This is a genomic window from Pseudoalteromonas sp. SG44-1, from assembly GCF_014164315.1.
Classification (GTDB): domain Bacteria; phylum Pseudomonadota; class Gammaproteobacteria; order Enterobacterales; family Alteromonadaceae; genus Pseudoalteromonas; species Pseudoalteromonas rhizosphaerae.
Genome location: NZ_JACJEW010000057.1, coordinates 1 through 23,637 on the forward strand (window position 1 = coordinate 1; position 23,637 = coordinate 23,637).

The following is a 23,637-nucleotide window of genomic DNA, read 5'->3' on the forward strand; positions in this document are numbered from 1 at the left end:
AAGGTTTAGTGTCACTGAGAGGTATTTGGATCAATATTCATTACGGGAGATGAACCGCCCATTGCGGACCCGCATGATGGGTGGTGTGGGGGCTGGAGGTTAGAGACCTCCGGCTACCCGATTATAACTCTGTAAATTAGCCCTTTTCTAACATTTGCATACTTTTAAATTTGGCTAATTCTAAGCACCTTTCATGAAAATCAGAATCATTATTAGCACTTTTAAGAGACTGATTAAACATTTGGATATACTGATTTGTCAGTTCTGTATCGCGACCTTCCATGAATGCTTTTTCATCACGAGACTTTAAGATTAGTCTTGCTTTCTTTTTTAAAGTCAAAATGGATAGCTTTAAATTGGTTCGGGTATCTACCCTATTGGCGTTCACACCATATTTTGAAGTTTTACCTAGTACTTCCAGCTTCTGAACTTTGTAATATTTTTTTATTGCGTGATGCAATTTCATAGGGTCGTAAGCTTTGTCTTTAAAGTAGATGTTTTGTTCACATGATACAAATTGAAGTTTATTTAATGCAACTGCATCAGATAAGTCATTCAACTCAATTTGCCGAACTTTTTTGCTTCCTAACTTAAATGTGCTCTGATCATAAAATACGAGCATCAGCTCAGGAGAAATTGGCAGGAAAATTTTCAGGCCTAATGAGTTAACGTGAGAACCACCACTGATATTTAATTTTTCAGTTAATATATTGTAAAAAACACAAGGATTATCACTAGTGATAAATTTTTCTTTCGTATGATTTATGATGAGTTTACTACTTAAACTGTAATACGCAGGTAGCATACGCATGGCATATTGAAGTGCAGTATGAGCTGATTCACTTTCATTTAATGAGTAACGTTTATCACTTGATAAATCTCTTACCTGAGACATTTCTTCCGCAGCATATGTTGTTCTTGAAGCTTGTATCGCAATGTATAACAATAAATCTTCATACATTTCATCTTTTCGCTCTGGTATAGCTTGAGAAGTTATAATTTTTTTGAAAACATTTGCTACTTTCCCCTCCACTTTAGCTAGCCAGTTCTCTAACTTTAAGTCTTTTCCATAAAAGTAGTCACGATAGCACTGCGTTTTAATGCCTGCTGAAAATACTTTTCTAACGGATCTCTTATTAAAAAGGCTTATACTTTTCCCATCACACGAAAAGTTCTTCAAATAAAATTGGGGGACAAAATGATGTTTTTTATTATTTGCCATGGTATTCAGTTAAACCAATGTGAAGAGTTATAACAGCTTATTGAACACCATTTTGGTGGTTTATAACACACCAAAACGACGTATATTACATACCCTGATAATTTCACCAATAATTACCTTTGTAAACAAGTAATTAAAACATCTAGAAATTAAGCATGTTATTTTGCCCCAAAACGGCGTTTAATAATGTTATTGGACAAAATTAGATTTCTACTCAAAACACAGGAATAAATTTAACTTTTTTAATGGCTGCTTCTCGCTCATAGCTGTCTTTCAGATGAAATATAAACCTATTTTTCAAAACTATGAGATCAGATATCAGCCACTATAATTTATGCGTCTTCTTCTTTACTGATCAGATCAACCATGCGTTGACTAATCTCGTCATCGCTAAGGTCTTCTTTATGAGTGCCTATTGTCCATACATGGCCAAATGGGTCTTGTAATGTACCGGCCCTATCACCGTAAAATTGGTCATGTACTGGGCGTATTTCTTTACCACCTAAGGCAACCGCATTAGCAAATACGGCATCTACATCTGCAACGTAAAGCATTAAGCTCACAGGCGTGCCGCCAAGCTCATCAGGGCTTTTAAAATGCGCTTCAGGGCACATATCTGAAAGCATAATATGCGAATCACCAATTTTAATTTCTGCGTGAGCAATCCCGCCATCTGGCAGCGGCATTTGCATAATGAGCTGGGCATTAAATACCTTCTCATAATACTCGATTGCTTTTGCTGCGCCGTTAATTATCAAGTAAGGAGTAATTGCATGATACCCCTTTGGTATTGCTGAAACCGTCATTTTACGCTCCAAATATGTGACCTTATTAAATAAAGGTTAGTCGATATCAGCTGAAAGTCAGCTTTACAAAAATGAAAACTAAATACTCTGGTTTAAGTAATAAAGTGGTTCTAGCCCTTTAAAAATAAATATCTCCCCCAAGGTCTATAAACACAGTGAGCAATTTAGCTATTTTTTGAAGGAGTTAATGATGAGCAAAACATTAATCATAGGCGCAAGTGGCCAGATTGGTAAAATAACGACACAGTTACTACTTAATGATCAGCATCAGGTTGTCGCTCTCGTACGTGATAAAAATAAGTTAAGCGATTTAAGCAGTCCCTACCTCAGCGTAACTGAGCAAGATCTCGAGGGTGACTTTAGCCAAGCATTTGCAGGCTGCGAACAGGTAATTTTTGTTGCCGGTTCTGGCGGAAATACCGGCGATGATAAAACATTATTAATTGATTTATGGGCTGCGGTTAAAGCCGTAAATTATGCAAAGCAATATGATATTAAAAACTTTATTATGGTCAGTTCGATTGGCGCAGATGATCCTGATGCAACAGAAAGCGATTTAAAACCTTACTTAGTTGCTAAACATATGGCTGACGAACATCTAATCAATAGCGGCCTAAATTATACTATTGTACGCCCAGGTTCACTTACCAACGACAGTGCTTCATTGCAAATCACCACACAACGGCCAAGTGAACGTAAAGATGCAAAAGTCAGCCGTGAAAACGTGGCAAATGCCTTGTTGCAAGTGGTAAAAACGGCTCCTGGTGACAACCGAATATTTGAGTTATTTGATGCCAATTAAAGCCTGTATCTGGCTGTAATTACAGAAATACCAGGAGCTATAGCAGAATAATTTTCTGTATGCTCCTGCTGTTACTTAGCCTAACAATATTTATTAGTTTGGTGATTCAATGTATTACGCTAAACGTTATAGCGTTGAACTTTATATTGAATTACCAACTAATATTTTGAACACTCTGACCTTAAACCCTGTTTAGTAATCAATATTACTCCTGACTTTAAACAGCACATCGCCAATTTTCAAATCATTATATTTGGGTTGTGCAACCTCAATGTTATCTGCATCAATCAGTGTTTTTAGTAATTTAATTTGCTCGGGATTATCGATAGTCATGTATTTTGATTGCCATTGAGTGCCATCATGCAACCACAGATTAGCTTCAGTAGAGTGATTCGTTTCATCTATAAATACATAATCGAGTTGTTCATCTTGATTTAAATCTATGGCGATAAAATAAAATGAATGACTTTTAAGCGGTGTCCAGCGGTTGAAATGTAAGCTCTCGAATACAGCCTGAATTAACTCATCCGAAAACACCTGCCGCCTAGGCCAAAACATCGAGTGCGTAACAAACTCTGTTATTGATGTTTGCTCGGCTAAAGCCTCAAACTCTGGATTATCTGGGTTGACATACATTCGCTCAATGATCATTGCTTGCTCTGGATGAATACTCTGAATTTGCGCTTGTAACTTTTGCATTGCAAGATAGCCTTGGCGTCCTAAATTACTTGAGAAGTAATAATAATCAAATTCTTCAATACTCACGTCACCTTCATTTAAGCGCGCGATTTGACTCTCGGTAGATAAACGCTGAAAATTCAAAACTGGCGAGTTCACTAGTAGCATGCATATTAAAATCACTACCCCCATCACAATATTAACTTTGCTTTGCACTTGTTGCCATGCATCGCGCTTTTTAACGATCCCGACTAAATACCCGAATGAAAAACACGCAAGTAAAAGACACACTAAAATAGCCCAGCAGCGACCCACCGTGATCCCGTATTGTTCAACTCTAAGCCAAATGCCATAAGCGGCAATCACACTGTAAATTGGTAATAAAGCAATACCAAAAAATACTAACCTATGTATTACAATTTTATAAGGTCGCTGATCAGCAGCGTATTGATAAACCGTATTCACAAAAAATAAAGTGAGTACCTGTAACCATAAAACTAACGAGCTACCACTGCCTGTTTGCCATAATTTATCTAGCCCCGTAAACGGTAGCGTCGCTAAAAAGCCTAAAGAAATAACCGTAAGTACTGGCAGTAAAAACTTAATCAAGGTTTGCAATAAAAATGAGATGTTATCTTCTATATGCATAACCCCTCTAAAGATCACCGTGGCAAAACCGAACGCTAAGGTTAAAGTTGGGATCCAAAACCAGTCTTTTTTGAGTAGCTCAGAGAAAAATGTAATCTCTAACGCATTAAATAGCGCCGCTCCTAACTGCAAAATTCCCCAGAAAATTAAAACGAATAACCAACACTCTGCAAATAAAATAAAGTTACGCCATGAGAGCTTGAATAATTGGCTATAACTAATTGCTTCATTATCAATCAGTTGTTGGATATACATAAGTGCTTTAAAGCTGGCAATTAAGGCTGTGAATATAAAAATGGCCGTTAAAGCATCGTTATTAACCAGCGCAATAGGGTATTGCTGAGCACCAATATAAGCACCAAGGAGTGATAACAACAGACTAAATGGTAACAAGTAACTAAGCAGTTTTTTAATATTAGCTTGCTCTACAGCAAGTAAAGTCAGTAGCACAAAACTAATGGTAAAAGTAACTAAAGAAAACAACCAAACTGGCTCTGTCGCAGGCCATAGCTGATTTTCAACACTACGATATAACAAAGTAAGAACAATGCCTTGCACTAAGGAAAGTACAAAAATAAAAGGTTTAGGTAGTTGATTATCCATATCTATCACCGAGGTTTTTCATCAGTGTGCGATAAATGTACCTTTTATTCAATGATGATTACATTTTCAAGTAAAAGTCTTTACATAAAGCTATATACTCATCGCTATATTGAGCCCCTTGGCCATGAATCGTTAAACTGGTCAGCTCGCATTCTTGCATCTGATAAGCAAAGCACATTAAGCTCCTGCTCGGCGCTTTAGTGGCAGTAGTTTGTACTAAACAATGGCGCACTAAATACAAACCTTGTAATTGCGCTTGTGCAATAAACAACTGCGCTTCTGGGCAAGGTAGAATCACATTTAAAAAAGCATTTTGGTGACTAAGGTGTTTGAATGCAGTGATTAACTCACTAAAACTTAAGCTATCTGTATGACGTGCGGTATTACGAGCTAAGTCCTGCCCTTTTAAACTGGCATTAAAATACGGAGGGTTACTGATCACAACATCAAACTCAGTTGTGGTGGTTACTTGCTGAATAGCTTTTTGCATCAATTTAATATCGGGCCATGGGCTATTTGTAAAATTTTGCTGCGCATCAGCACATGCATTGGCATCAATTTCAACAGCATTAACCTGCATAGTTGGTTTGCGTTGCTTGCACATTAATGCCAACAACCCAGTACCTGTGCCAATATCAAGTAACCGCTGTGAAGTAGTTAAGTCAGCCCATGCACCGAGTAAAATTCCATCCGTCGAGACCTTCATCGCACTGCGCGTTTGCGCTACTTTAAATTGTTTAAACACAAAGCCTGACATTTTTTCACCTTTTCATTCACCAACTGGCGGATAGCGCGTATAATTACCAGCAATTGTCCTCTATTTTTGACACTCTATGCAATTTTCTGATTTTGATATTGATAACAAGATACTACAAGCCGTTGCTAAAATGGGTTACGAAACCCCAACTAGCATTCAACAACAAGCGATCCCTGAAGCGCTGCAAGGCCGTGATATTTTAGCCTCTGCACCAACCGGTACTGGTAAAACAGCGGCATTTTTGATCCCGGCGATTCAATACTTACTTGATTTCCCGCGTCGCGAGCCTGGTTTTGCCCGTGTTTTGATCATGACTCCAACGCGCGAGTTAGCTTATCAAATTCATGAACAGTGTGAACTACTTGCTAAAGGCACTAACCTTAAAATTGGTGTTGTTACTGGCGGTATTAACTACGGTACGCATAAAGAAATTTTTGAAAAAAATAACGATATATTAATCGCCACACCAGGGCGATTAATGGAATATTTAGAAACCGAAAACTTTCATGCCGAAAACGTCGAGATGCTTATTTTAGACGAAGCAGACCGCATGTTAGACATGGGCTTTCGTAAAGAAATGATGCGTATTTGTGAAGAAGCAAAAAATCGTCGTCAGTGCTTTTTATTCTCAGCCACTCTTGAAGGCGATAGCGTTGAACGATTTGCAGAGCAAATTTTAAAAGATCCAGCCCTATTAGAAGCTGAATCTTCACGTAAAGAAAAAGCTAAAATCCACCAATGGGTACACATTGCTGATGATTACAACCATAAATTAGCAATGTTGGTTGAAATACTAAACAGTGAAGACTTAAGCAAAGCTATTGTGTTTGTTAAAACCCGTGATCGCCTAGAAACATTAGTCGGCGAGCTGACCAATGCTGGGGTTCGCGCAGCCTGGTTACGTGGCGAGATGCCACAAGACAAACGCATGAAGGCAATGGAAAATTTCCACAGTGGCCGTACAAGAATATTAGTTGCGACTGATGTTGCCGCCCGCGGTATTGATGTGGCTGATATTAGTCATGTGATCAACTTTGATATGCCACGCACAGCAGACGTGTATGTTCACCGTATTGGCCGCACTGCTCGCGCAGGTAAGAAAGGCATTGCAATTTCGTTAGTAGAAGCCCATGACATTGCAGTATTAGCAAAAATTGAACGCTACATTGAGCTGCGCCTTAAACGCCGTGTTGTTAAAGGATTTGAGCCGCGTCATAAAGAAGCTAAAGCGCCAATCAAAAAACATAAAGATCCGGTAAAAATCAAAGCCCGTAAAAAGGCCAAAGCTAAAGCCAAGAAAAAGAAATAATTCATCTGCTTTAACGCCACATAAAAAGCCGAGACTTATCATAGTCTCGGCTTTTTACATTCAGTTTTACCTACTCGCAGTAAGTTATTAAACCCTCTCATAGCAGTCATGCAAATTAATTATCTTGTGCTCCCCATTTAGCTTGCTCATTACAAACTTGCAGCTACGACCATCACTTAACAAAAAATATATTGCATCGCTATAGCTGCACTAAACAGCAACTACAAATCTAAATTAGTTAGCTAATCGCCGTACTTTTTACTCAGTTGAATGTAAAAAATTCCAAAAACATTACCCGAACTTAAAATACCCCTTCAATTTCAATACGTTAAAGTTGGAATAAATATTGTAACAGTAAGCTTACTATTCACTAAACACATACAATAGATGTTATGAGGGAAATCATGGACCGCTTCAAATTAACTGTATCATTGGTATCACTTTGCTGTGTATTTTTACTCGCCTGCGCAACGCAAGTCAGTGCAGCCACTAGTACAATTATGATCAGCAGCGTTTCTCCTCAACCAACACTACAGCAGACTATAATTCATAAACTGCGTAGCAATCCAAACCTAAACCTCTCGCAACTGCGAGTACACGTTGATGGCAACAAAGTAGCCATTTATGGTCTAACCGAAACCGGCTTTGAACGCGCACTGGCACAAAAGTTTTTAGAAAACACCCAAGGTGTGGCAATTATTGAAAATAAAATGCAGGTGAGAGATTGAAGAGTTTAAAGCTGCTAGGCTAAAGATTAAAGAGTTAAAGCAACTGATTTTCTGGTGATTCAACTTAGGTTTACTTAAAACACAGAAAACGCAAATCTCCAGAACATGACTTACAAAGTAAAATCCCAGCTAAACGCATACTTATGGTTTAGCTGGGATTTATCTGTAATAAAATTAGAAATTGCGTATTTCTACCGTTGAATTATTAAACTCAAATTTATTAATTTTGCCGCATTGAGCAACATGATTAGTACTAGCATAAGGGGGGGTTGCTTGCGCGATATTGCCCTCCCAGCCCTGACCATTTTTAATAAACGCTTTTACCTCAAACCATCCATTAACCGCTTTGCTGCAATCCATATCAACATCAAGCAGCCAATAATGTTCACCCCAAATATTCAGTGGTGTAACACCAAAGCCATCATTAGCAACGGTTTTTTCTGCTCCCCAAGTTGCTGGCCAAATATTAGTTGTCCAATCGGTTGCGGTCCCTTGCGCCTCACTACTTTGGCCCGTTTCAATACCATACCAATCTAGGTAATTATCGTTTGCTTTCCAAGGACTGGTAGTGGCACTTTGCAAATTATTATGGCGAATTGGCATAGCACATTCAAAGTTGCTTGTTTGGCAGTTACGCCCAAGGTTTGTGTTTGCATAAACATGGTCAATTCCGCCGCGAATAAACATATCTTGGCCAGTTTGCGTTTGTGCGTTAATAAATATCACAGTTCGCTGCCAATCACTCTGAGGATCAGGGGTTGAGTTAGTGGTTAACTTGGCATTTTTATGAATAGCCATTGCATCCCACGCGGCTACATTTAAGTTTATAGTGCCATTTGCATTAACAGTAATAACTTCACCAGTACAACTTGTTGCATCATTACTCAGCGCTCCTTTTAGCACGTTACAGTATTGCCCTGGAGCCATATCTGTTTGCACGGTGGTATTGAGTGTTGAGCCTTCTTTATTAATGGCAACATGACCTGAACTTCCTCTACCAAAGGCTATTTGATTGTTAGTATTATCCCACCAATTGGTTGTTGCCCAGCTATCAGCCGTATTATTTCTAAAATCTACGCCACCTGCAATGTATGCCCAACGATGCTCACATTGCCAATTACTCGCAAAGCATTCTAAATTACCGTTGTTATGCACAGGTACGCTTGGACCACCAGCATCTGTGTCACCATGATAGTCGTAACTAGACATTACTTTTGGATAACCATACGGGTAAGCCAACATAAATACGTTTGCTAAGTCGTACAAGCGGCCATCTTCAAAGGTAATTACATTACCGGCACCACCATGACCGCGTTGATTATCATGATTATCTACAAATACTACAGCTGATGCACTTGGCATAAACCCCCACCCTTCACCAAAATTACTTAACCATGCGAGCGAGCCATTTCTAAAGGTATTGCCAAGTTCAGTGCTGTATTTAAACTCCGTAACTAAACCTGACGCTAAATACTCAGAGGCACCAACAGCCTCGCCACCTTGATCAATTACTTCTTGAAAGACCACTGGCGAGCCATTCACTTTCGCCATTAAACTTTGAATATCACTGGCTGCAACATGTTTAGAGGCATCAAACCGAAACCCCTTAACACCAATGGCTTGTAATTCATTAATGTAAGCCGCTAATGTGTTTTGGACATACGTTGCAGCGGTATCTAAATCTGCTAGTCCAACTAACTCACAGTTTTGTACTCGGTAACGATCGTTGCCGTAGTCAGAGCCATTAATGGTGCAACTGGTGTGAAAGTCTTGTGGGCTATAAATTGGGTATTGTTTATTACCATAGGTATTACCAGCGGTACCTGTACCACTGCCTGCAGCCATATGATTGATTAAAGTATCTACATAAATATCAACGCCAGCGGCATTACAGCGATTAACCATATCAATAAACTGCTCGCGGTTACCGCCTCGGCTTTGCAATAGGTAACTGACAGGTTGATAACGCGTCCACCATTGGCTGCCTTGTATATGTTCATTAGGCGGCGATACCTGTACCGCAGCATAGCCTTTAGGTCCTAAGTATTGTTCACATTCGAGGGCTACATCTTGCCAGTTCCATTCAAATAGATGGACGAATGTTGTTGGTGTTGCATTTGCAATCGACGTAGCACTTAGGCCAATACTTAGCCCAATAGTGGTTACTATTTTTTTAATTTTCATTGTGTGTTCCGTTGTGTTGTCAAGTAATAGGTATTATTTATTTACAAAGAATTAACAGTAGAGGGATTCTCACAAAATGAAAATTGAATACGTATGCAATCAAAAATTCAAAAACACCATCGATTATGGATGCTTAGCACAAATGCAGTGGCACGAGTGTATCGCTAACTTATTCTTTGTGTGTGTTGGAGTGTTTATTAACGGGCAGTACAGAGCAGTAAAAACTAGTATACGGTTTTTATCTTTATTACGAAATCTTGAAGTTTGGGGTTAGCTTTTTCAGACTGCAGTTTGCTCTACAAAGTGATTATTTATGTTGCGCGTTTTTGCGATTTTGGCATTCATTAAGAACCTGCAGCTTTTGTGCAGGGCTTGCACTGTGCCACGCGAGAATTTCATCAAGGGTTCTAAAGCAACCGATACAGGTATCGTTTTTATCCAAACAACAATGCCGAATACATGGGCTACTTGGTTCTTCATTGCTCACTTTAATGTTATTCATTAATTTTACCTTCGACTTTACTTATTAGACACTAGCCTTAGTTTTAGCTCGTGTCTAATAAGTGCAGTAGATAATCGGCTAGCGATAACTAAACTATGACCACTGCCTTTTACTTGTTTTGATGCTTCGCCATAAATGCTGTCTATCAGTAGAAAACTTAATACTGGTAAATATGCGCCAATCAACAACTGTATTACCAGCTGTAAATTTGTGTAAATTAGCACTATCAACAGGTAAATATTACCTGTTGATAGAACCATTTATTGTTCTGAGTGCTGGCGCTTTTCAGTGATCATCGCATCGAGTTTTTCACCGCCTTTAATACCAAAATCAAGGGTGCGAATTGGGAATGGAATACTAATATCAGCGTCACTTAGCGCTTGTTTGACTGCCACAATTGCTTTATGGCGTACGGTCATAAAGTCTGCCTCGCCGGGGTATTTGATCCAAAACCACACCAGTAAGTTGACACTACTGTCGCCAAACCCTTCAGCATAAACAGCGGTTTCGTCTTGTTTAATTACAAAATCAAATTCATTGATTTTTTTAACTATCACCTCAGCTGCCAGCTCTGGGTCATCACCATATGAAATGCCCACCGGCACTTCAATGCGGCGTACACCTAAGGTACTGTAATTACGTAATACATTACGAAAAAGTATTTTGTTAGGCACTAAAATCAGTTGCCCATAAAAGTTTTCGATAAGCGTGTTACGCAAATTTATTGAGCGCACATTGCCAAACACATCATCGGTTTTTATAACATCGCCTGTTTTAAAGGGTTTGCGAATACCCATAGCAATACCAGCTATTAGGTTCTCGGTCATATCTTGAAAGGCAAAACCAATTGCTAAACCAACAATCCCAGCACCAGCCAGTAATGACGTTACAGTGCCTTTTAGCCCTATAAAATCGAGGGCAACAAATAACCCAACACACAGTACTATCATCTTGAATATCGATGCCATTAAGTCTGCAATTTGTTGGGAGTCTAACGAGCGGCGTAAAACATTGCGCATCATCGAACCTAAAAAACGCGCGAGAATTGAGAAAACAATGGCGATGATCACCGCCACTATAAAATTAGGTATATGACTTATTACGACATCAAACCAGCCACCGAGTTTTTCTTCAATAAGTTTTTCGGCATCGCTGATAGAAGGTATTTTTAGCATTGCTTAACCTTGATTATTTTATAAATAGTGTCAGGTTATTGCAAAATAAGCGCCAAAACTAAAAAGCCATGCATTGCAGGGCTTTTAAACAGATTAATAACTAGTTTTGTTCATCTCTTAGAAATACTGGCTCCAGCTCTTTTTGGGTCGCTTCGCTACTGTAGTAGTAACCATCAACAGTAAACTTTTTTAAATCACTTAACTGGGTAACTTTATTCTCAATAATGTAGCGAGCCATCAAGCCGCGCGCTTTTTTAGCATAAAAGCTGATAATTTTATATTGGCCGTTTTTACAGTCTTTAAAGTGTGGAGTAATGATTTGCGCGTTTAAGGCTTTTTTATCAACCGCTTTAAAATACTCGTTTGATGCTAAATTTACTAGATATTGGCTATCTTGCTCAGCGAGTACGCTATTTAGTTTATCAGCAATAATACTGCCCCAAAATTCATAGAGGTTTTTACCACGGCTGTTATCAAGCTTAGTGCCCATTTCTAAGCGATACGCTTGCATTAAATCAAGTGGTTTTAATAACCCGTAAAGGCCTGACAAAATACGTAGGTGACTTTGCGCGTAATCAAGTTGCCCGGCAGTTAAGCTGTTTGCATCTAAACCACCATATACATCGCCATTAAAAGCCATCACGGCTTGTTTAGCGTTGTCGGTAGTAAACGGTTGCGACCACTCACTAAAGCGCGCAGCATTAAGGCCTGCAAGCTTATCGCTAATTTTCATTAAACTGCCAATTTGTGCCGGCGTTAATTCGCGGCACACCGTCATCAACTCTTCGCTGTGCTCAAGTAACTCAGGTTGCGTGAATTTATCAGTGCTTGCTTGGCTCTCGAAATCTAAATTTTTTGCAGGTGAAATAACAGTGATCATAGTTAGCTATTGACTTGGAAATTATTTAATGTCAATTTCAACATTAAATGAAACGAAAAGCACGTTTTGTTTATATCAATTAGTTAGAATTGATTGGTATGATACCTACCTTATTCGCACAGCAAATTATGCTATGCACCTTCGTTCTTCACTGATACGGACATAAGACCTATTAAGCGCTGTCACAGTGCTGCAGTATAAGGTAGTTACAGTAGATTTTCTTTTAACTTGCTTGGAATGAGGAAAGCAAATGACTTCAGCTCTACAAAGGCTCAAACAACATTCATCTATCGTGGCCGACACTGGTGATATTGAAGCGATTAAAAAACACCAACCGGAAGATGCAACAACTAACCCTTCATTGCTATTAAAAGCCAGTGAAATTGAAGCCTATAAGCCGTATTTAGATAAAGCGTGGAGTTATGCTAAAGAAACCGAGCAAGACGCTGCTAAACAATTAGAACTAGCCTGTGACTACTTTGCTGTATTACTAGGTAAAGAGATCAGTGACATTGTGCCGGGTTATATTTCAACAGAAGTTGATGCGCGTTTATCATTTGATACTCAAGCAACAATTGCTAAAGCACACACATTACTAAGCCTTTATGAAAAAGAAGGTGTGAGCAAAGATAAAATCTTAATCAAAGTTGCCTCAACGTGGGAAGGTATTAAAGCCGCAGAGCAACTTGAAAAAGAAGGTACTAAGTGTAACTTAACGCTGCTATTTAGTGATGCTCAAGCCCGTGCTTGTGCAGATGCTAACGTATTTTTGATTTCACCATTTGTTGGCCGTATTTTAGATTGGCACGTTGCTAACGGCTTAGAAAAACCAACCGATCCATTACAAGATCCAGGCGTGCAATCAGTACGCAGTATTTTTGAATTTTATAAGCGCCATGATTATAAAACGGTTGTTATGGGCGCAAGTTTCCGTAACACCGGTGAAATCATCGCACTAACTGGTTGCGATAAACTAACCATCAGTCCTAACCTTTTAGAAGAGCTAGGCAACCTTGAAGGTGCACAGGAGTATTTACTTGAAAGTGATATTGCTAAAGAGCCTAAACCTGCACCACTAACTGAAGCTCAGTTCCGTTGGTTACATAATCAAGATGCCATGGCGACAGAAAAACTAGCTGAAGGTATTCGTTCTTTTGCTGATGCACAAGAGCAACTAGAAGCGCGTTTTAAAGCAATGTAATCGCTTTTATCGTTTAAATTAAACGTCGCATTTGCGGCGTTTTTTTATGCCTGAAAATAATCTCTATTCATTAATTTATCACTTACCTGTAACATAAATGTCACTTTTTTATTCTATTTTAGTGTGGCCTGTGGTATAGGTATTTTCGAGGTTCAAAAAATTCAATAGGAGAAGTTCATGGATAGCCTAGACGATATTTTAGAGATATTAGAAGGTCCTGATACAACAAGAAAGACCTCTCAAAAAAATAAAAAGAGAAAATGGCGCGAAATCGAAGCTTTAAAAGACAAGCAACGTTTACGTAAAGAACTACAGGAACTAGACTTTTTTACAGACAATATTGCGATTGATGAATTAGATTTTTAATTTCGCAATAGCTACTAACCAACTAAAAGGCCCTTACCGATAAAGTAAGGGCCTTTGTTTTTATCAGTTAACGTATATTCTGCGCAGAATAATAACCCCCGCCTACATCCGTAGCTGCGATTTTACATCGCGACAAGCTTAACATTCTGCGCGGGATAAACTCGCACCTACAATTCCTAAACTTGCCAATCGATCGCTGTTTGCCCTTGCTGTGTTAATAACTGATTGGTAGCGGAAAAATGCTGGCAACCAAAGAAGCCACGATGCGCAGACAACGGCGATGGGTGCGGGCCATTTAAAATATGGTGACGCGTACTATCAATGCCTTTACCTTTCTTTTGTGCGTGAGCACCCCATAAAATAAATACCACACCTTCACAGTGTTGATTAATATGGGCAATAACCTTATCGGTAAACTGCTCCCAACCTAAGTGTTTATGGGAATGGGCTTGGCCTTGCTCAACAGTCAGTACGGTATTAAGTAAAAACACCCCTTGCTCTGCCCAGCGTTGTAAATAACCGTGCGTAGGCACGCGAAAACCATCGATATCTGTAGCCAGCTCTTTATAGATATTTTTTAATGAGGGAGGAAGTTTACCAACCTCTGGTAATACCGAAAAACACAAACCATGTGCTTGTCCTTCGCCGTGGTAAGGATCTTGTCCTAAAATAACCACTTTTATATTACTTAACGGTGTTGCATCAAATGCACTAAATACATACTGCTCTGGCGGATATACAGCAATACCTTCGCTGCGCTTTTGAGCAACTGTATCCAACGTCTGCTGCATATAAGTTTTTGCACATTCGGTTTTTAAAAAGTCTTGCCAATCACTCATTGTGGCTCCTTAATTGCAACGCGTGAATCATCTATTTTAGTACACATATCAGCAAGACCATCCAACATACGCGTGGTAAAGCGGTGTAGTAAATCAGCATTGACGCTAATAAACTGGTGGTGCTTTACCGCGGGTACTTCGGGCCATTGTGTCCAATCAATCACAGTTTGCTGCGCTTGTGACTTTTCATTAGGCAATATAATGATCTCTGGTTTTGCCACGATCACATTTTCAATACTTATCAGAGGGTAATCAGTTCGGCTGCTAGCAAATACATTACGACCTTGGCAAATTTCGATTAACTGATTGATCCAGGTATTTTTACCCACCGTCATCATCGGTTCTGCCCATAGCTGGTAAAATACCGCGACCTTACTTTTACCTTGCTGCTTGGCTTTGATTACAGCAATTTTTTGCTCAAATTCAAGTGCGGCTTGCTCGGCTGATTGCTCACGTCCAGTAAGCTCACCTAAACGGCGCAGTTCATTGGGTACTTTATCTACTTCACTCGCGTCACTGTAAATTATATCAATACCAAAACTTTTAACACGTGCTAAATCCTCAGCTTTGCTACCCGTTTTCCATGCTAAAACTAAATCAGGTTTGAGGGCCAGTAGCTTTTCTATTTGAATACCTTGGTGACCACCGATACGTGGGATATCATTGGCCGCAGCAGGGAAATCAGCATATTCCACGGTTCCCACGATTTGCTCACCAGCTCCGATGGTATAGAGGTTTTCAACAATATGCGGGGCCAAGGCGATAATTCTTAATTGCTGCTTGTTAGGATCAGCCACGAGCTTAAAGCAGCACAGAGCCAGCGATAAAACGAGTACAAGCCTAAGCGTAGCCATTAATAATCAAATCCTATTTGCGCTTTAACACCAGCATCAAATGCATGCTTAACATTGCGCACTTCACTAACAGTATCAGCTAAGTCAGTTAACTTGCGGTGCGCACCACGGCCAGTAATAATTAAAGATTGCATTGGCGGACGATTAGCGATCACTTCGAGTGCTTCGTCTAAATCAATGTAGCCGTAGGTGATCATATAAGTAATTTCATCAAGTAATACTAAATTAATTGATTCGTCAGCCAACATACGTTTTGCTTCTTGCCAAGTCGCTTGCGCCGCTGCGGTATCTGATTCTTTATTTTGCGTCTCCCAGGTAAAACCTGTGTTCATAATGGCAAATTCAACCCCTGCGCCTTGCAATACATTACGCTCACCACACGGCCAAGTACCTTTAATAAACTGGCACACAGCAGCTTTCATGCCATGGCCTACACAACGTGTTACCGTGCCAAACCCTGAGGTTGACTTACCTTTACCGTTACCGGTGATCACCTGAAAAACACCTTTCTCAGTTTGTGCTGCGGCTATACGCTCATCAACTTTATCTTTTACTTTTTGTTGGCGTTGTTGGTGCTTGTCGTTATGTGTGTCGCTCATGATTAACTCCTTCCCAGTTTTGGTAAATTTGCGTTATTTTCTCTAAATCTAAATATTCTTTACACATCGTGGCTAAGCGCGTTAATTGCTGCTCGCGATGTGTGTCTATATCTATTAATTGGGTAATACCACTATTTGGCAACACCCAATCCAGTATTAGTTGCGTAGCTGCACTGCTATCAAATAAGCCATGTAAGTAAGTACCTGCTATACAATCATCATCTGATATAAAACCATCTTGCACAACATGCTGTGGATGCTGAGTAAATTGTAAAAAAGGCTTTTTAAATGCTGGGCCTGCGCTACAACCGGCGTGTATTTCATAGCCTGCGACTTTTGCTTGTTGACCGCCAAGATGGATCACACCGGCAGCTTGAGTTAGTACTTTATGCTGCCCTAAATGAGTGGCAAAATCAGCGAGCCCTAAAGCTTTACAGTGTGTTTTACTTGATTCCACACCCTCAGGGTCATAAATATCTGTGCCGAGCATTTGCAAACCTCCGCAAATACCTAATAACTTACCGCCATAACGCAAGTGACGCTGAATCTGCTCGCCCCAGCCTTCATTGTTTAAAAAGGCTAAATCATTAATAACATTTTTACTGCCAGGAATGATGATCAGATCAACGTGTGGAATTACTTGAGTATGGCGAATGTAATTAATGTCAATTTGCGGGTTTAAACGCAGCGCATCAAAATCAGTGTGGTTACTAATATGAGGAAGTAGCAATACTGCGATTTTTATTTTTGCTTGGCTTACTTGATTATCTATCGCTACCGCGTCTTCAGCATCTAGGGCGAGATCATGTAAATACGGCAACACCCCTAAAACTGGTTTACCGGTGTACTCTTCAAGCCAATCAAGGCCACCTTGCAATAAACCTATATCGCCACGAAAACGGTTGATCACAAAGCCTTTTACTCGTGCTTGTTCTGACTCGCTTAATAGCGCAAGAGTACCGACCAAATGCGCAAACACACCGCCTTTATCTATATCTGCAATAATGACCACGGGGCAATCAACCGCTTCGGCGTAACCCATATTAGCAATATCACCCGCACGTAGATTAATTTCAGCCGGGCTGCCCGCCCCTTCAACTACCAGTAGCTCAAATTCTTCGCTTAAACGCTGTTGCGAAGCCAGTACCGCATCCATCGCGACTTTTTTATAATCATGATAAGCACCTGCTTCCATATTACTAATGGCTTTACCGTGAATTATCACTTGAGCGCCAGTATCACTATTGGGCTTGAGTAAAATGGGGTTAAAATCAACCCGTGGCGCCACTTTAGCTGCAATCGCCTGAAGTGCTTGCGCACGACCTATTTCGCCGCCATCTTCTGTTACAGCGCTGTTTAAGGCCATATTTTGCGGTTTGAATGGAGCAACTTTGATCCCGCGTTCAACAAATACCCGGCACAATGCTGCAACTAAAGTACTTTTCCCTGCATCAGAAGTAGTACCTTGTACCATTAATGTTTTCATCATGACTGCCCTTTCAGTGTTAAGGCAAGACCTGCCATTATAAATTCAACTCGCGCAGCTTTTGCGGCAATGGCTTGATGTAACCAGCCTGATTCATCTACAAACCGGCGGCTTAGCTCGCCCAGAGGCACAATACCGTGGCCAACTTCGTTACTGACAAAAATCACTTGCCCCGGTAAATTTTCAAGGGTATTTAGTAGTGCTGATTTCTGTTCATCCCAACAATCACTTGTGGCGTGACATAAACAGTTACTTAACCATAAGGTTAAGCAATCAACTAAAATACAGTTATCTTTGCTGCTGTGTGTTTGTAACGCCTCAGCCAATGCAATTGGCTCCTCAACTAACGGCCAATCTACAGGGCGCTGTTGATGATGATGGACTATACGATCTTGCATTTCAGTATCGTGGGCTTGCGCCGTTGCGAGGTAAATAACGCTTTTATTGCTTTGCTGTGCAAGCTGTTCAGCAAAGCGGCTTTTTCCACTGCGTGCGCCGCCTAAAATAAATGTGTGGTTAGCGTTCATAATATACTCACGAAAGTTAAGTAAATGGCAATTTCACTTAGCTGCTGCGCCGCACCTAAACAATCGCCAGTGTAACCACCTAACTGCTGTTTAAACCAGCGGATCAAAATGACTCTTATGATCAGTAATACTGCTACAAGAATGAATACGGTTTGCCATAACAATACACCAACAGCAATCAAGCTAACCAGTAAAGTAGCGGCGGTTACAAGTAACGTAACTAAACTAGTGACCGATAGGTGCATAGCAAGCGGCTTTACTTTTGAAGTCGCATCTTCACTTACATACTCCATCCCCATAATTAAACTGGTTGCCACTACTCGGCTTACACATTGCCCGATAACAATTGCACTCAATACAGTAATCAATGACTCACTAAGAAAGAGTAGGCTTTGAAATTTAACCAGCAGCATAATAAATAATGCCGCTGCACCATAAGTACCAAGACGACTATCTTTCATAATGGCAAGCTTTTGCGACACCTGCCAACCACCGCCAAAACCATCCCATACATCGGCCCAGCCATCTTCATGAAATGCGCCTGTTAATAACAACCCGGCCGCCATCATTAGTAATACACTTATTGATGCTGGTAACAGTAATTGAAAAACGCCGTAGCTGAGTGCTAATAATCCACCAAGCAGTAAACCCACTAAAGCAAAATAGCGACTTGCTTGATTTAAATGAGCACCGCTTACATTAAAGCGCAACTGCACCGGTAGCCGGGTTAAAAAGCTAATTGCTAATAACAGTAACTGCCATTGCGTTACTTTATTTGCCTCTGGGTTAGGCATTAACTGACAACCTGCTTAACACCAGCATCAGCAAAACTAGCCATCTGATTATAAAAACCAAGTGCGGCTTGCAATAATGGTAAACTTAACGCAGCGCCAGTGCCTTCACCCAAGCGTAAATCAAGTTGCAGCAGTGGCTTAACATCGAGTGCGTTTAACATCAGTCGATGGCCTTGCTCATTTGAGCAATGTGCAAAAATTAAATAATCTTTCACTGCTGGGTTAATATTAATTGCGGCCATTGCCGCAGCACTACAAATAAAGCCATCAACTACTACAGCCATGCCTTGCTCAGCCGCAGCCAACATAGCTCCCGTAATATGCACAATTTCAAAGCCACCTAACGCTGCAAGTAGTGAAATAGGATCTGCTAAATGTAACTGATGCAATACCAGCGCTTGCTCTACAACTGTTATTTTACGCGTAACAATATCATCACTAACACCCGTGCCTTTGCCAACACACTGCTGTGCAGGTAAATTCAGCATAGCTGCCATAATCGCTGCTGCACTGGTGGTATTACCTATGCCCATTTCGCCAAAGGCAATTGTATTACAACCACTATGACTGAGCTGCTGCACCAGCTGTTTAGCATTATTAAAGCCTTGCTGTACCTGCGCGGTATTCATTGCCATGTCTGTATTAAGTGGCTTTGTTATACTTCCTAGACGGCAATTATGGACACTTGGCGCTGTGACTGGATGCAAAATACCACAATCAATCACTTCTAATTGCCAACCTAACTGTTGGCAAAAGACATTAATAGCGGCACCACCGCTGACAAAATTAGCTACCATTTGTGAAGTGACATCACTGGGCGCTATCGATACCCCTTGTGCAGCAACACCATGATCTCCTGCAAATACCAGCAAAGTAGGCTTCTTGATTGTAGGTGCAAAGGTTTTAAAAGCATCTTCGCTTGCCACTTTTTGACTAAACAAAGTAACCAGTTGTATTGCACATTGTTCTAACTGTCCAAGTGCACCAAGCGGTTTAGTTTTTTGGTTAATCTTATCAATGATGAGGTGACCAAATTGATTAGTTACTGTAGGTATATTAAACATCTGACTAACTCTCTCGCTTGCGAAAATAAAGTAACGATAAAAAGAAAATACTGCCTATTGCAGAAGTAATAACACCGATTGGCAATTCTTGATTTGCAAGTAAAACACGCGATAGCACATCAACCCACACCATAAATATACCGCCAACTAAAGCCGTCATGATCAAACCAGTAATAGTGCCTTGCGACACAAAAAACCGTACTATATGCGGGATCATCAAACCAACAAAACCAATACCACCACACATCGCCACTAACACTGCAGTGATCAATGAGCTCAATACCAACATTAATAACCGAAACCGCTGTACCGGTATTCCTAAAGTTGCAGCACTTTCATCACCTAGTAACATTGCATTTAGTTGCCGACGAAAACCCATCATCAGCCCGGTGCAACTAATAATAACTAAAGCGGGTAACCATAACGTTGACCATTGTGCGCGAGCAAAGCTGCCTAGCGTCCAAAATAAAATAGCCGTGATCGCCTGTGGATCACTAAAATACAAAAGTAAGCTGGTAAAGGCACTGAATAAAAAGGATAAAGCGACCCCAGCCAAGAGCATGCTTTCAACTTGTCCGCGACCTGCTCGTCCGGCAATAAAAACCAGTAATAACATAGTCAATAAACTACCAACAAATGCCGCGGCCGACATTGTTATTCCCGCGCTGACTCCTGTTAGTGTCATAAAACATACCACACCAAATGAGGCTCCCGATGAAATACCAAATAAGTAAGGGTCGGCTAACGGGTTACGGGTTACGGTTTGTAAAATTAAACCAGCAATAGCTAAACCAGAGCCAGCTAAAAACGCCAACAATGTTCGTGGCATTCGCAGTTGCCATATGATCCGCGCTATAAAGGAGTCATCTCCCTGACCTATAATACTGTGGTATACATCAATGAATTTACTGGTCGCAGCACCAAAGCTAAGTGCTATAAAAATGCTCGACAAGGCAAAAAATAGCGCCACGCTGACTGCAAAATAATTATTTTTTTGCATCAACGCCACCACCTTGATAGCCGTAAAAATAGGTAATACGCGGAATGACCTTATTTAATTGTTTACTCTGTGGATGCGCCGAGACTTCGGCACAGACACCAAATACTTCGCTGAGCATTTCTTCCGTGATGACATATTCTGGGCTACCCGTTGCAACTAACTCACCTTGCTTTATCACCAGTAGTTCATCACACATACTTGCTGCAAGATTAAGATCATGGAACGACGCTAATACCGTTACATTTAGCGATTTAGCCAACTCCATTAATTGAATTTGATATTTAATATCTAAGTGGCTGGTAGGCTCGTCCATAATTAATAATTGAGGGCTTTGTACAATTGAACGTGCTATCAATGCGCGTTGCTTCTCGCCACCGGAAAGGGAATCAAACGATTGCTGTAAATGATGGCTCAAGCCAACTTGCTCAATCGCCTGAAAAATAATTTGTTGATCATTTTTAGTTGTCGAACTAAATAAGCTTTTATGCGGCGTAAGGCCAAGACTCACTACATCATAAAGCGATAGGTTAAATTGCGAAGGTGTTTCTTGCAGCACCACAGCAACCTGCTTGGCATATTCATCCGCACTTAGCTGCCAAATATTTTTCCCTGCAAATATAACCTCACCGCACACTGGTTTAGTGTAACGGTATAAACAACGCAATAAACTTGATTTACCTGCGCCATTAGGCCCTAACAAACCAATAAATTGGCCTGGTTTTATTGCAAAATTAATATCGTGCAAAATGGCGGTATTTGCCACCGACCACGATAAATTAGCTACTTCAAGTAAAGGGGGATCAATTACTGCTGGTATTTGCAATGTGTTATCTCTCTAGCAATAGCTAAACCCAATACACTACAAACCATTATGATCATGGTGATAATAGAAGAGTTAGCCCGCTCAATAGGTAATAAATTAACGTATTTTGTATCTGACTTATCGCGCTTGCGACTTACAGTTGCGGGAACAGTTGAGGAGTTACACCCCATTCCAAAATACATAAGGCTCTATTATGGGCGGGTGAGTAAATATTTCAATTAATATCTTTCTAGACGGCTAAAAATAGTCTTTTAAAACACAATTCTGGGCCATGCTTTATCGCTATCATCTATGTAAATATCAATACAAATAAGCTTCCCATAACCGATTGAAAATATGTTTTGCTGATTCGACTCTTTTGGTAACTGACAAATAATACCTAATAGTTGCTTGATCACTCCGGCATGCGTTAAAACTAATTGTGCTTGAGTGTGATTACTTTCAATATCAATTAGTAACGTTTGCCACCACGTTGCTATTCGCTGATAAAAATCTCTCATACTTTCGCCATGAGGGGGGGTTACTTGCCAAGGGCTTTGCCAAAAATCGCCAAGACCAGGAGAATCCGTCTGTTGCCACAAATCATCATATTTACAGCCATCCCAATCACCAAAATTAAACTCTCGGAGCTGATCGGTCAGAAAAAGTGGTATTTGCTGGGCATGGCTAAAAGATCTGGCAAATTCGCTACAACGTTTCAAAGTCGAACTTTGTACAAGCTCAATATTAGTTAGTTCATTGCATGCTTGATGTAATTGCGCACGGCCAAGTTCACTGAGTAAAAAATCTGTATGTCCGGCCAAGACTCCTTGCTCAATCAATTCGCCATGGCGTAATAAGTAAACGCGACTAGAAAATGGCGGCATAAAGCCCTCTTACATTAAAGAAAAGTACTTTTAACAATAGCATAATGATCATCCTAAACGGATTAAGCGCACATCAAAATGTAGAACGGCATTAGCTCCTATTTTCCCACCATTCCCCTTGCGCCCCCACGCCAGCTCTGCAGGAATTACAAATTCATAGCGAGAACCAACCGACATCAATAAAATACCTTCTCGTAATCCTTCGATTGCCTCATCTAAGGTAAATACTTCAGGCATTCCAGCTTTATAACTATCAGCTATTACGCTGCCATCAGCAAGCATAATACGCTGATTGATGACCACGGTATCTGTGTCAGTTACTCGCTCACCAGAGATCTCATCTATTACTTTATACATCAAACCAGAAGCACACAGTTGAGTATCAGCATGATTACTAAATTTAACTATGAAGCTTTCACTGTTTTTACGATTGAGTCCTGATGAACCTTTTGATTTAGTTGTTTTTTTACGTGCCATGAAGCCCCACTATTTGTATGATAAATATAATGATTTTATCGCATAGGTAGAGGCCTAAACGCAAGTTTTATAGTGAGTTTGCGAGTTTTTCAAAACAATAAAATGATCTTATACCAATCGTGTTAAGTTACTGACCATTTATAGCGACAGATAAATAGAGTGATAGCAAGGCATAAATTTTGACATGTAGTTGTTAATTTATAACGCAGTTAGCGCTTTATTTAGCTCGCTAGAATGGTTAAATATTTAAGTCGATTGGTATTATACGTATAAGAGTAAATGATTGGCGCTGCCTTTTCCCGCCAACATAATCCTTGCTAACTCATACCAATCTGCCAAATTATGTGATCTAATTAGCACACTGATACTTATCTACTTTTACTAAATTGAACTTAGAAAAATCCAAGCAACTTTTAGCTTTATCACGTAAAGAGCCTAATGCGAGAA

24 protein-coding genes and 1 riboswitch are annotated in these 23,637 nt (G+C 40.2%); of the genes, 5 read left to right on the plus strand and 19 right to left on the minus strand.

Annotation, left to right across the window (positions count from 1 at the left end):
- Positions 1-136: 136 nt before the first annotated feature.
- A complete protein-coding gene (locus H5187_RS19150; RefSeq protein ID WP_182798159.1) occupies positions 137-1,222 on the minus strand; it encodes a DUF4238 domain-containing protein in 1,086 nt (361 codons plus the stop codon).
- 332 nt (positions 1,223-1,554) lie between these two features.
- A complete protein-coding gene (locus H5187_RS19155) occupies positions 1,555-2,028 on the minus strand; it encodes a VOC family protein (protein ID WP_145237712.1) in 474 nt (157 codons plus the stop codon).
- A gap of 190 nt (positions 2,029-2,218) precedes the next feature.
- Between H5187_RS19155 and H5187_RS19160 the strand changes: the two genes are divergently transcribed.
- Positions 2,219-2,830 (plus strand): SDR family oxidoreductase, encoded by a 612-nt coding sequence (locus H5187_RS19160; protein WP_182740692.1) that lies wholly within the window; start codon positions 2,219-2,221, stop codon positions 2,828-2,830.
- Positions 2,831-3,022: 192 nt separating this feature from the next.
- Here H5187_RS19160 and H5187_RS19165 read toward each other — a convergent pair whose 3' ends face one another.
- Both H5187_RS19165 and H5187_RS19170 read right to left on the minus strand, forming a co-directional pair.
- The gene (locus tag H5187_RS19165) at positions 3,023-4,759 is read right to left on the minus strand and encodes a DUF4153 domain-containing protein (RefSeq protein ID WP_182798160.1); all 1,737 of its coding nucleotides are present in this window, start codon (positions 4,757-4,759) and stop codon (positions 3,023-3,025) included.
- A gap of 58 nt (positions 4,760-4,817) precedes the next feature.
- Positions 4,818-5,516, minus strand: coding sequence for a tRNA1(Val) (adenine(37)-N6)-methyltransferase (locus tag H5187_RS19170; protein ID WP_182778541.1), 699 nt, complete (start codon positions 5,514-5,516; stop codon positions 4,818-4,820).
- Positions 5,517-5,592: 76 nt separating this feature from the next.
- Between H5187_RS19170 and srmB the strand changes: the two genes are divergently transcribed.
- Together srmB and H5187_RS19180 are read left to right on the plus strand one after the other, a co-directional pair.
- Positions 5,593-6,825 carry an ATP-dependent RNA helicase SrmB gene (srmB, locus tag H5187_RS19175; protein ID WP_145237725.1) on the plus strand — a complete coding sequence of 411 codons (1,233 nt, stop codon included), beginning with the start codon at positions 5,593-5,595 and terminating at the stop codon, positions 6,823-6,825.
- Between the two features lie 404 nt (positions 6,826-7,229).
- The gene (locus H5187_RS19180) at positions 7,230-7,553 is read left to right on the plus strand and encodes a BON domain-containing protein (protein WP_149983403.1); all 324 of its coding nucleotides are present in this window, start codon (positions 7,230-7,232) and stop codon (positions 7,551-7,553) included.
- Between the two features lie 174 nt (positions 7,554-7,727).
- Here H5187_RS19180 and H5187_RS19185 read toward each other — a convergent pair whose 3' ends face one another.
- From H5187_RS19185 to yaaA, 4 genes are all read right to left on the minus strand, one after another.
- Positions 7,728-9,737 (minus strand): alpha-amylase family protein, encoded by a 2,010-nt coding sequence (locus H5187_RS19185; protein WP_182768262.1) that lies wholly within the window; start codon positions 9,735-9,737, stop codon positions 7,728-7,730.
- 307 nt (positions 9,738-10,044) lie between these two features.
- A complete protein-coding gene (locus H5187_RS19190) occupies positions 10,045-10,239 on the minus strand; it encodes a DUF1289 domain-containing protein (RefSeq protein WP_145242920.1) in 195 nt (64 codons plus the stop codon).
- A gap of 260 nt (positions 10,240-10,499) precedes the next feature.
- Positions 10,500-11,414 (minus strand): mechanosensitive ion channel family protein, encoded by a 915-nt coding sequence (locus H5187_RS19195; protein ID WP_145242916.1) that lies wholly within the window; start codon positions 11,412-11,414, stop codon positions 10,500-10,502.
- A gap of 100 nt (positions 11,415-11,514) precedes the next feature.
- Positions 11,515-12,294: a peroxide stress protein YaaA gene (gene yaaA, locus H5187_RS19200; protein ID WP_149983400.1), complete on the minus strand. Its 780-nt coding sequence runs from the start codon at positions 12,292-12,294 to the stop codon at positions 11,515-11,517.
- 250 nt (positions 12,295-12,544) lie between these two features.
- On the opposite strand from yaaA, the gene tal reads away from it, so the two are divergent.
- Both tal and H5187_RS19210 read left to right on the plus strand, forming a co-directional pair.
- A complete protein-coding gene (gene tal / locus H5187_RS19205) occupies positions 12,545-13,495 on the plus strand; it encodes a transaldolase (protein ID WP_145242912.1) in 951 nt (316 codons plus the stop codon).
- A gap of 177 nt (positions 13,496-13,672) precedes the next feature.
- Positions 13,673-13,861 carry a DUF3545 family protein gene (locus tag H5187_RS19210; RefSeq protein WP_145242910.1) on the plus strand — a complete coding sequence of 63 codons (189 nt, stop codon included), beginning with the start codon at positions 13,673-13,675 and terminating at the stop codon, positions 13,859-13,861.
- Positions 13,862-14,037: 176 nt separating this feature from the next.
- Here H5187_RS19210 and ung read toward each other — a convergent pair whose 3' ends face one another.
- The 11 genes from ung to H5187_RS19265 all read right to left on the minus strand — a co-directional run bounded on the left by ung (position 14,038) and on the right by H5187_RS19265 (position 23,190).
- On the minus strand, positions 14,038-14,700 hold the full coding sequence (ung, locus tag H5187_RS19215; RefSeq protein WP_145242908.1) for a uracil-DNA glycosylase: 663 nt from the start codon (positions 14,698-14,700) through the stop codon (positions 14,038-14,040).
- The gene (locus H5187_RS19220; RefSeq protein ID WP_149983399.1) at positions 14,697-15,554 is read right to left on the minus strand and encodes a cobalamin-binding protein; all 858 of its coding nucleotides are present in this window, start codon (positions 15,552-15,554) and stop codon (positions 14,697-14,699) included. The genes ung and H5187_RS19220 overlap by 4 nt, the downstream gene beginning before the upstream one ends.
- A complete protein-coding gene (gene cobO, locus H5187_RS19225) occupies positions 15,554-16,153 on the minus strand; it encodes a cob(I)yrinic acid a,c-diamide adenosyltransferase (protein WP_145242905.1) in 600 nt (199 codons plus the stop codon). Before cobO ends, H5187_RS19220 begins: the two co-directional genes overlap by 1 nt.
- Entirely contained in the window at positions 16,137-17,639 is a 1,503-nt protein-coding gene (locus H5187_RS19230; RefSeq protein WP_182798163.1) for a cobyric acid synthase, read from the minus strand. Before H5187_RS19230 ends, cobO begins: the two co-directional genes overlap by 17 nt.
- On the minus strand, positions 17,639-18,166 hold the full coding sequence (cobU, locus tag H5187_RS19235; protein WP_182719506.1) for a bifunctional adenosylcobinamide kinase/adenosylcobinamide-phosphate guanylyltransferase: 528 nt from the start codon (positions 18,164-18,166) through the stop codon (positions 17,639-17,641). Before cobU ends, H5187_RS19230 begins: the two co-directional genes overlap by 1 nt.
- Positions 18,163-18,960: an adenosylcobinamide-GDP ribazoletransferase gene (locus H5187_RS19240; protein ID WP_182719505.1), complete on the minus strand. Its 798-nt coding sequence runs from the start codon at positions 18,958-18,960 to the stop codon at positions 18,163-18,165. Before H5187_RS19240 ends, cobU begins: the two co-directional genes overlap by 4 nt.
- Positions 18,960-20,024: a nicotinate-nucleotide--dimethylbenzimidazole phosphoribosyltransferase gene (cobT, locus tag H5187_RS19245; RefSeq protein ID WP_182798161.1), complete on the minus strand. Its 1,065-nt coding sequence runs from the start codon at positions 20,022-20,024 to the stop codon at positions 18,960-18,962. The genes H5187_RS19240 and cobT overlap by 1 nt, the downstream gene beginning before the upstream one ends.
- Before the next feature lie 4 nt (positions 20,025-20,028).
- Entirely contained in the window at positions 20,029-21,024 is a 996-nt protein-coding gene (locus H5187_RS19250; RefSeq protein ID WP_182719503.1) for an iron ABC transporter permease, read from the minus strand.
- Positions 21,011-21,847 carry an ABC transporter ATP-binding protein gene (locus H5187_RS19255; RefSeq protein ID WP_220493306.1) on the minus strand — a complete coding sequence of 279 codons (837 nt, stop codon included), beginning with the start codon at positions 21,845-21,847 and terminating at the stop codon, positions 21,011-21,013. Before H5187_RS19255 ends, H5187_RS19250 begins: the two co-directional genes overlap by 14 nt.
- An 85-nt stretch (positions 21,848-21,932) precedes the next feature.
- Positions 21,933-22,058: riboswitch (cobalamin riboswitch) on the minus strand.
- A 40-nt stretch (positions 22,059-22,098) separates the two neighbouring features.
- Positions 22,099-22,713, minus strand: a complete 615-nt coding sequence (locus H5187_RS19260) for a histidine phosphatase family protein (protein ID WP_182798162.1) — start codon at positions 22,711-22,713, stop codon at positions 22,099-22,101.
- A 48-nt stretch (positions 22,714-22,761) separates the two neighbouring features.
- Positions 22,762-23,190: an FKBP-type peptidyl-prolyl cis-trans isomerase gene (locus tag H5187_RS19265; protein WP_149983394.1), complete on the minus strand. Its 429-nt coding sequence runs from the start codon at positions 23,188-23,190 to the stop codon at positions 22,762-22,764.
- Positions 23,191-23,637 lie beyond the last annotated feature (447 nt).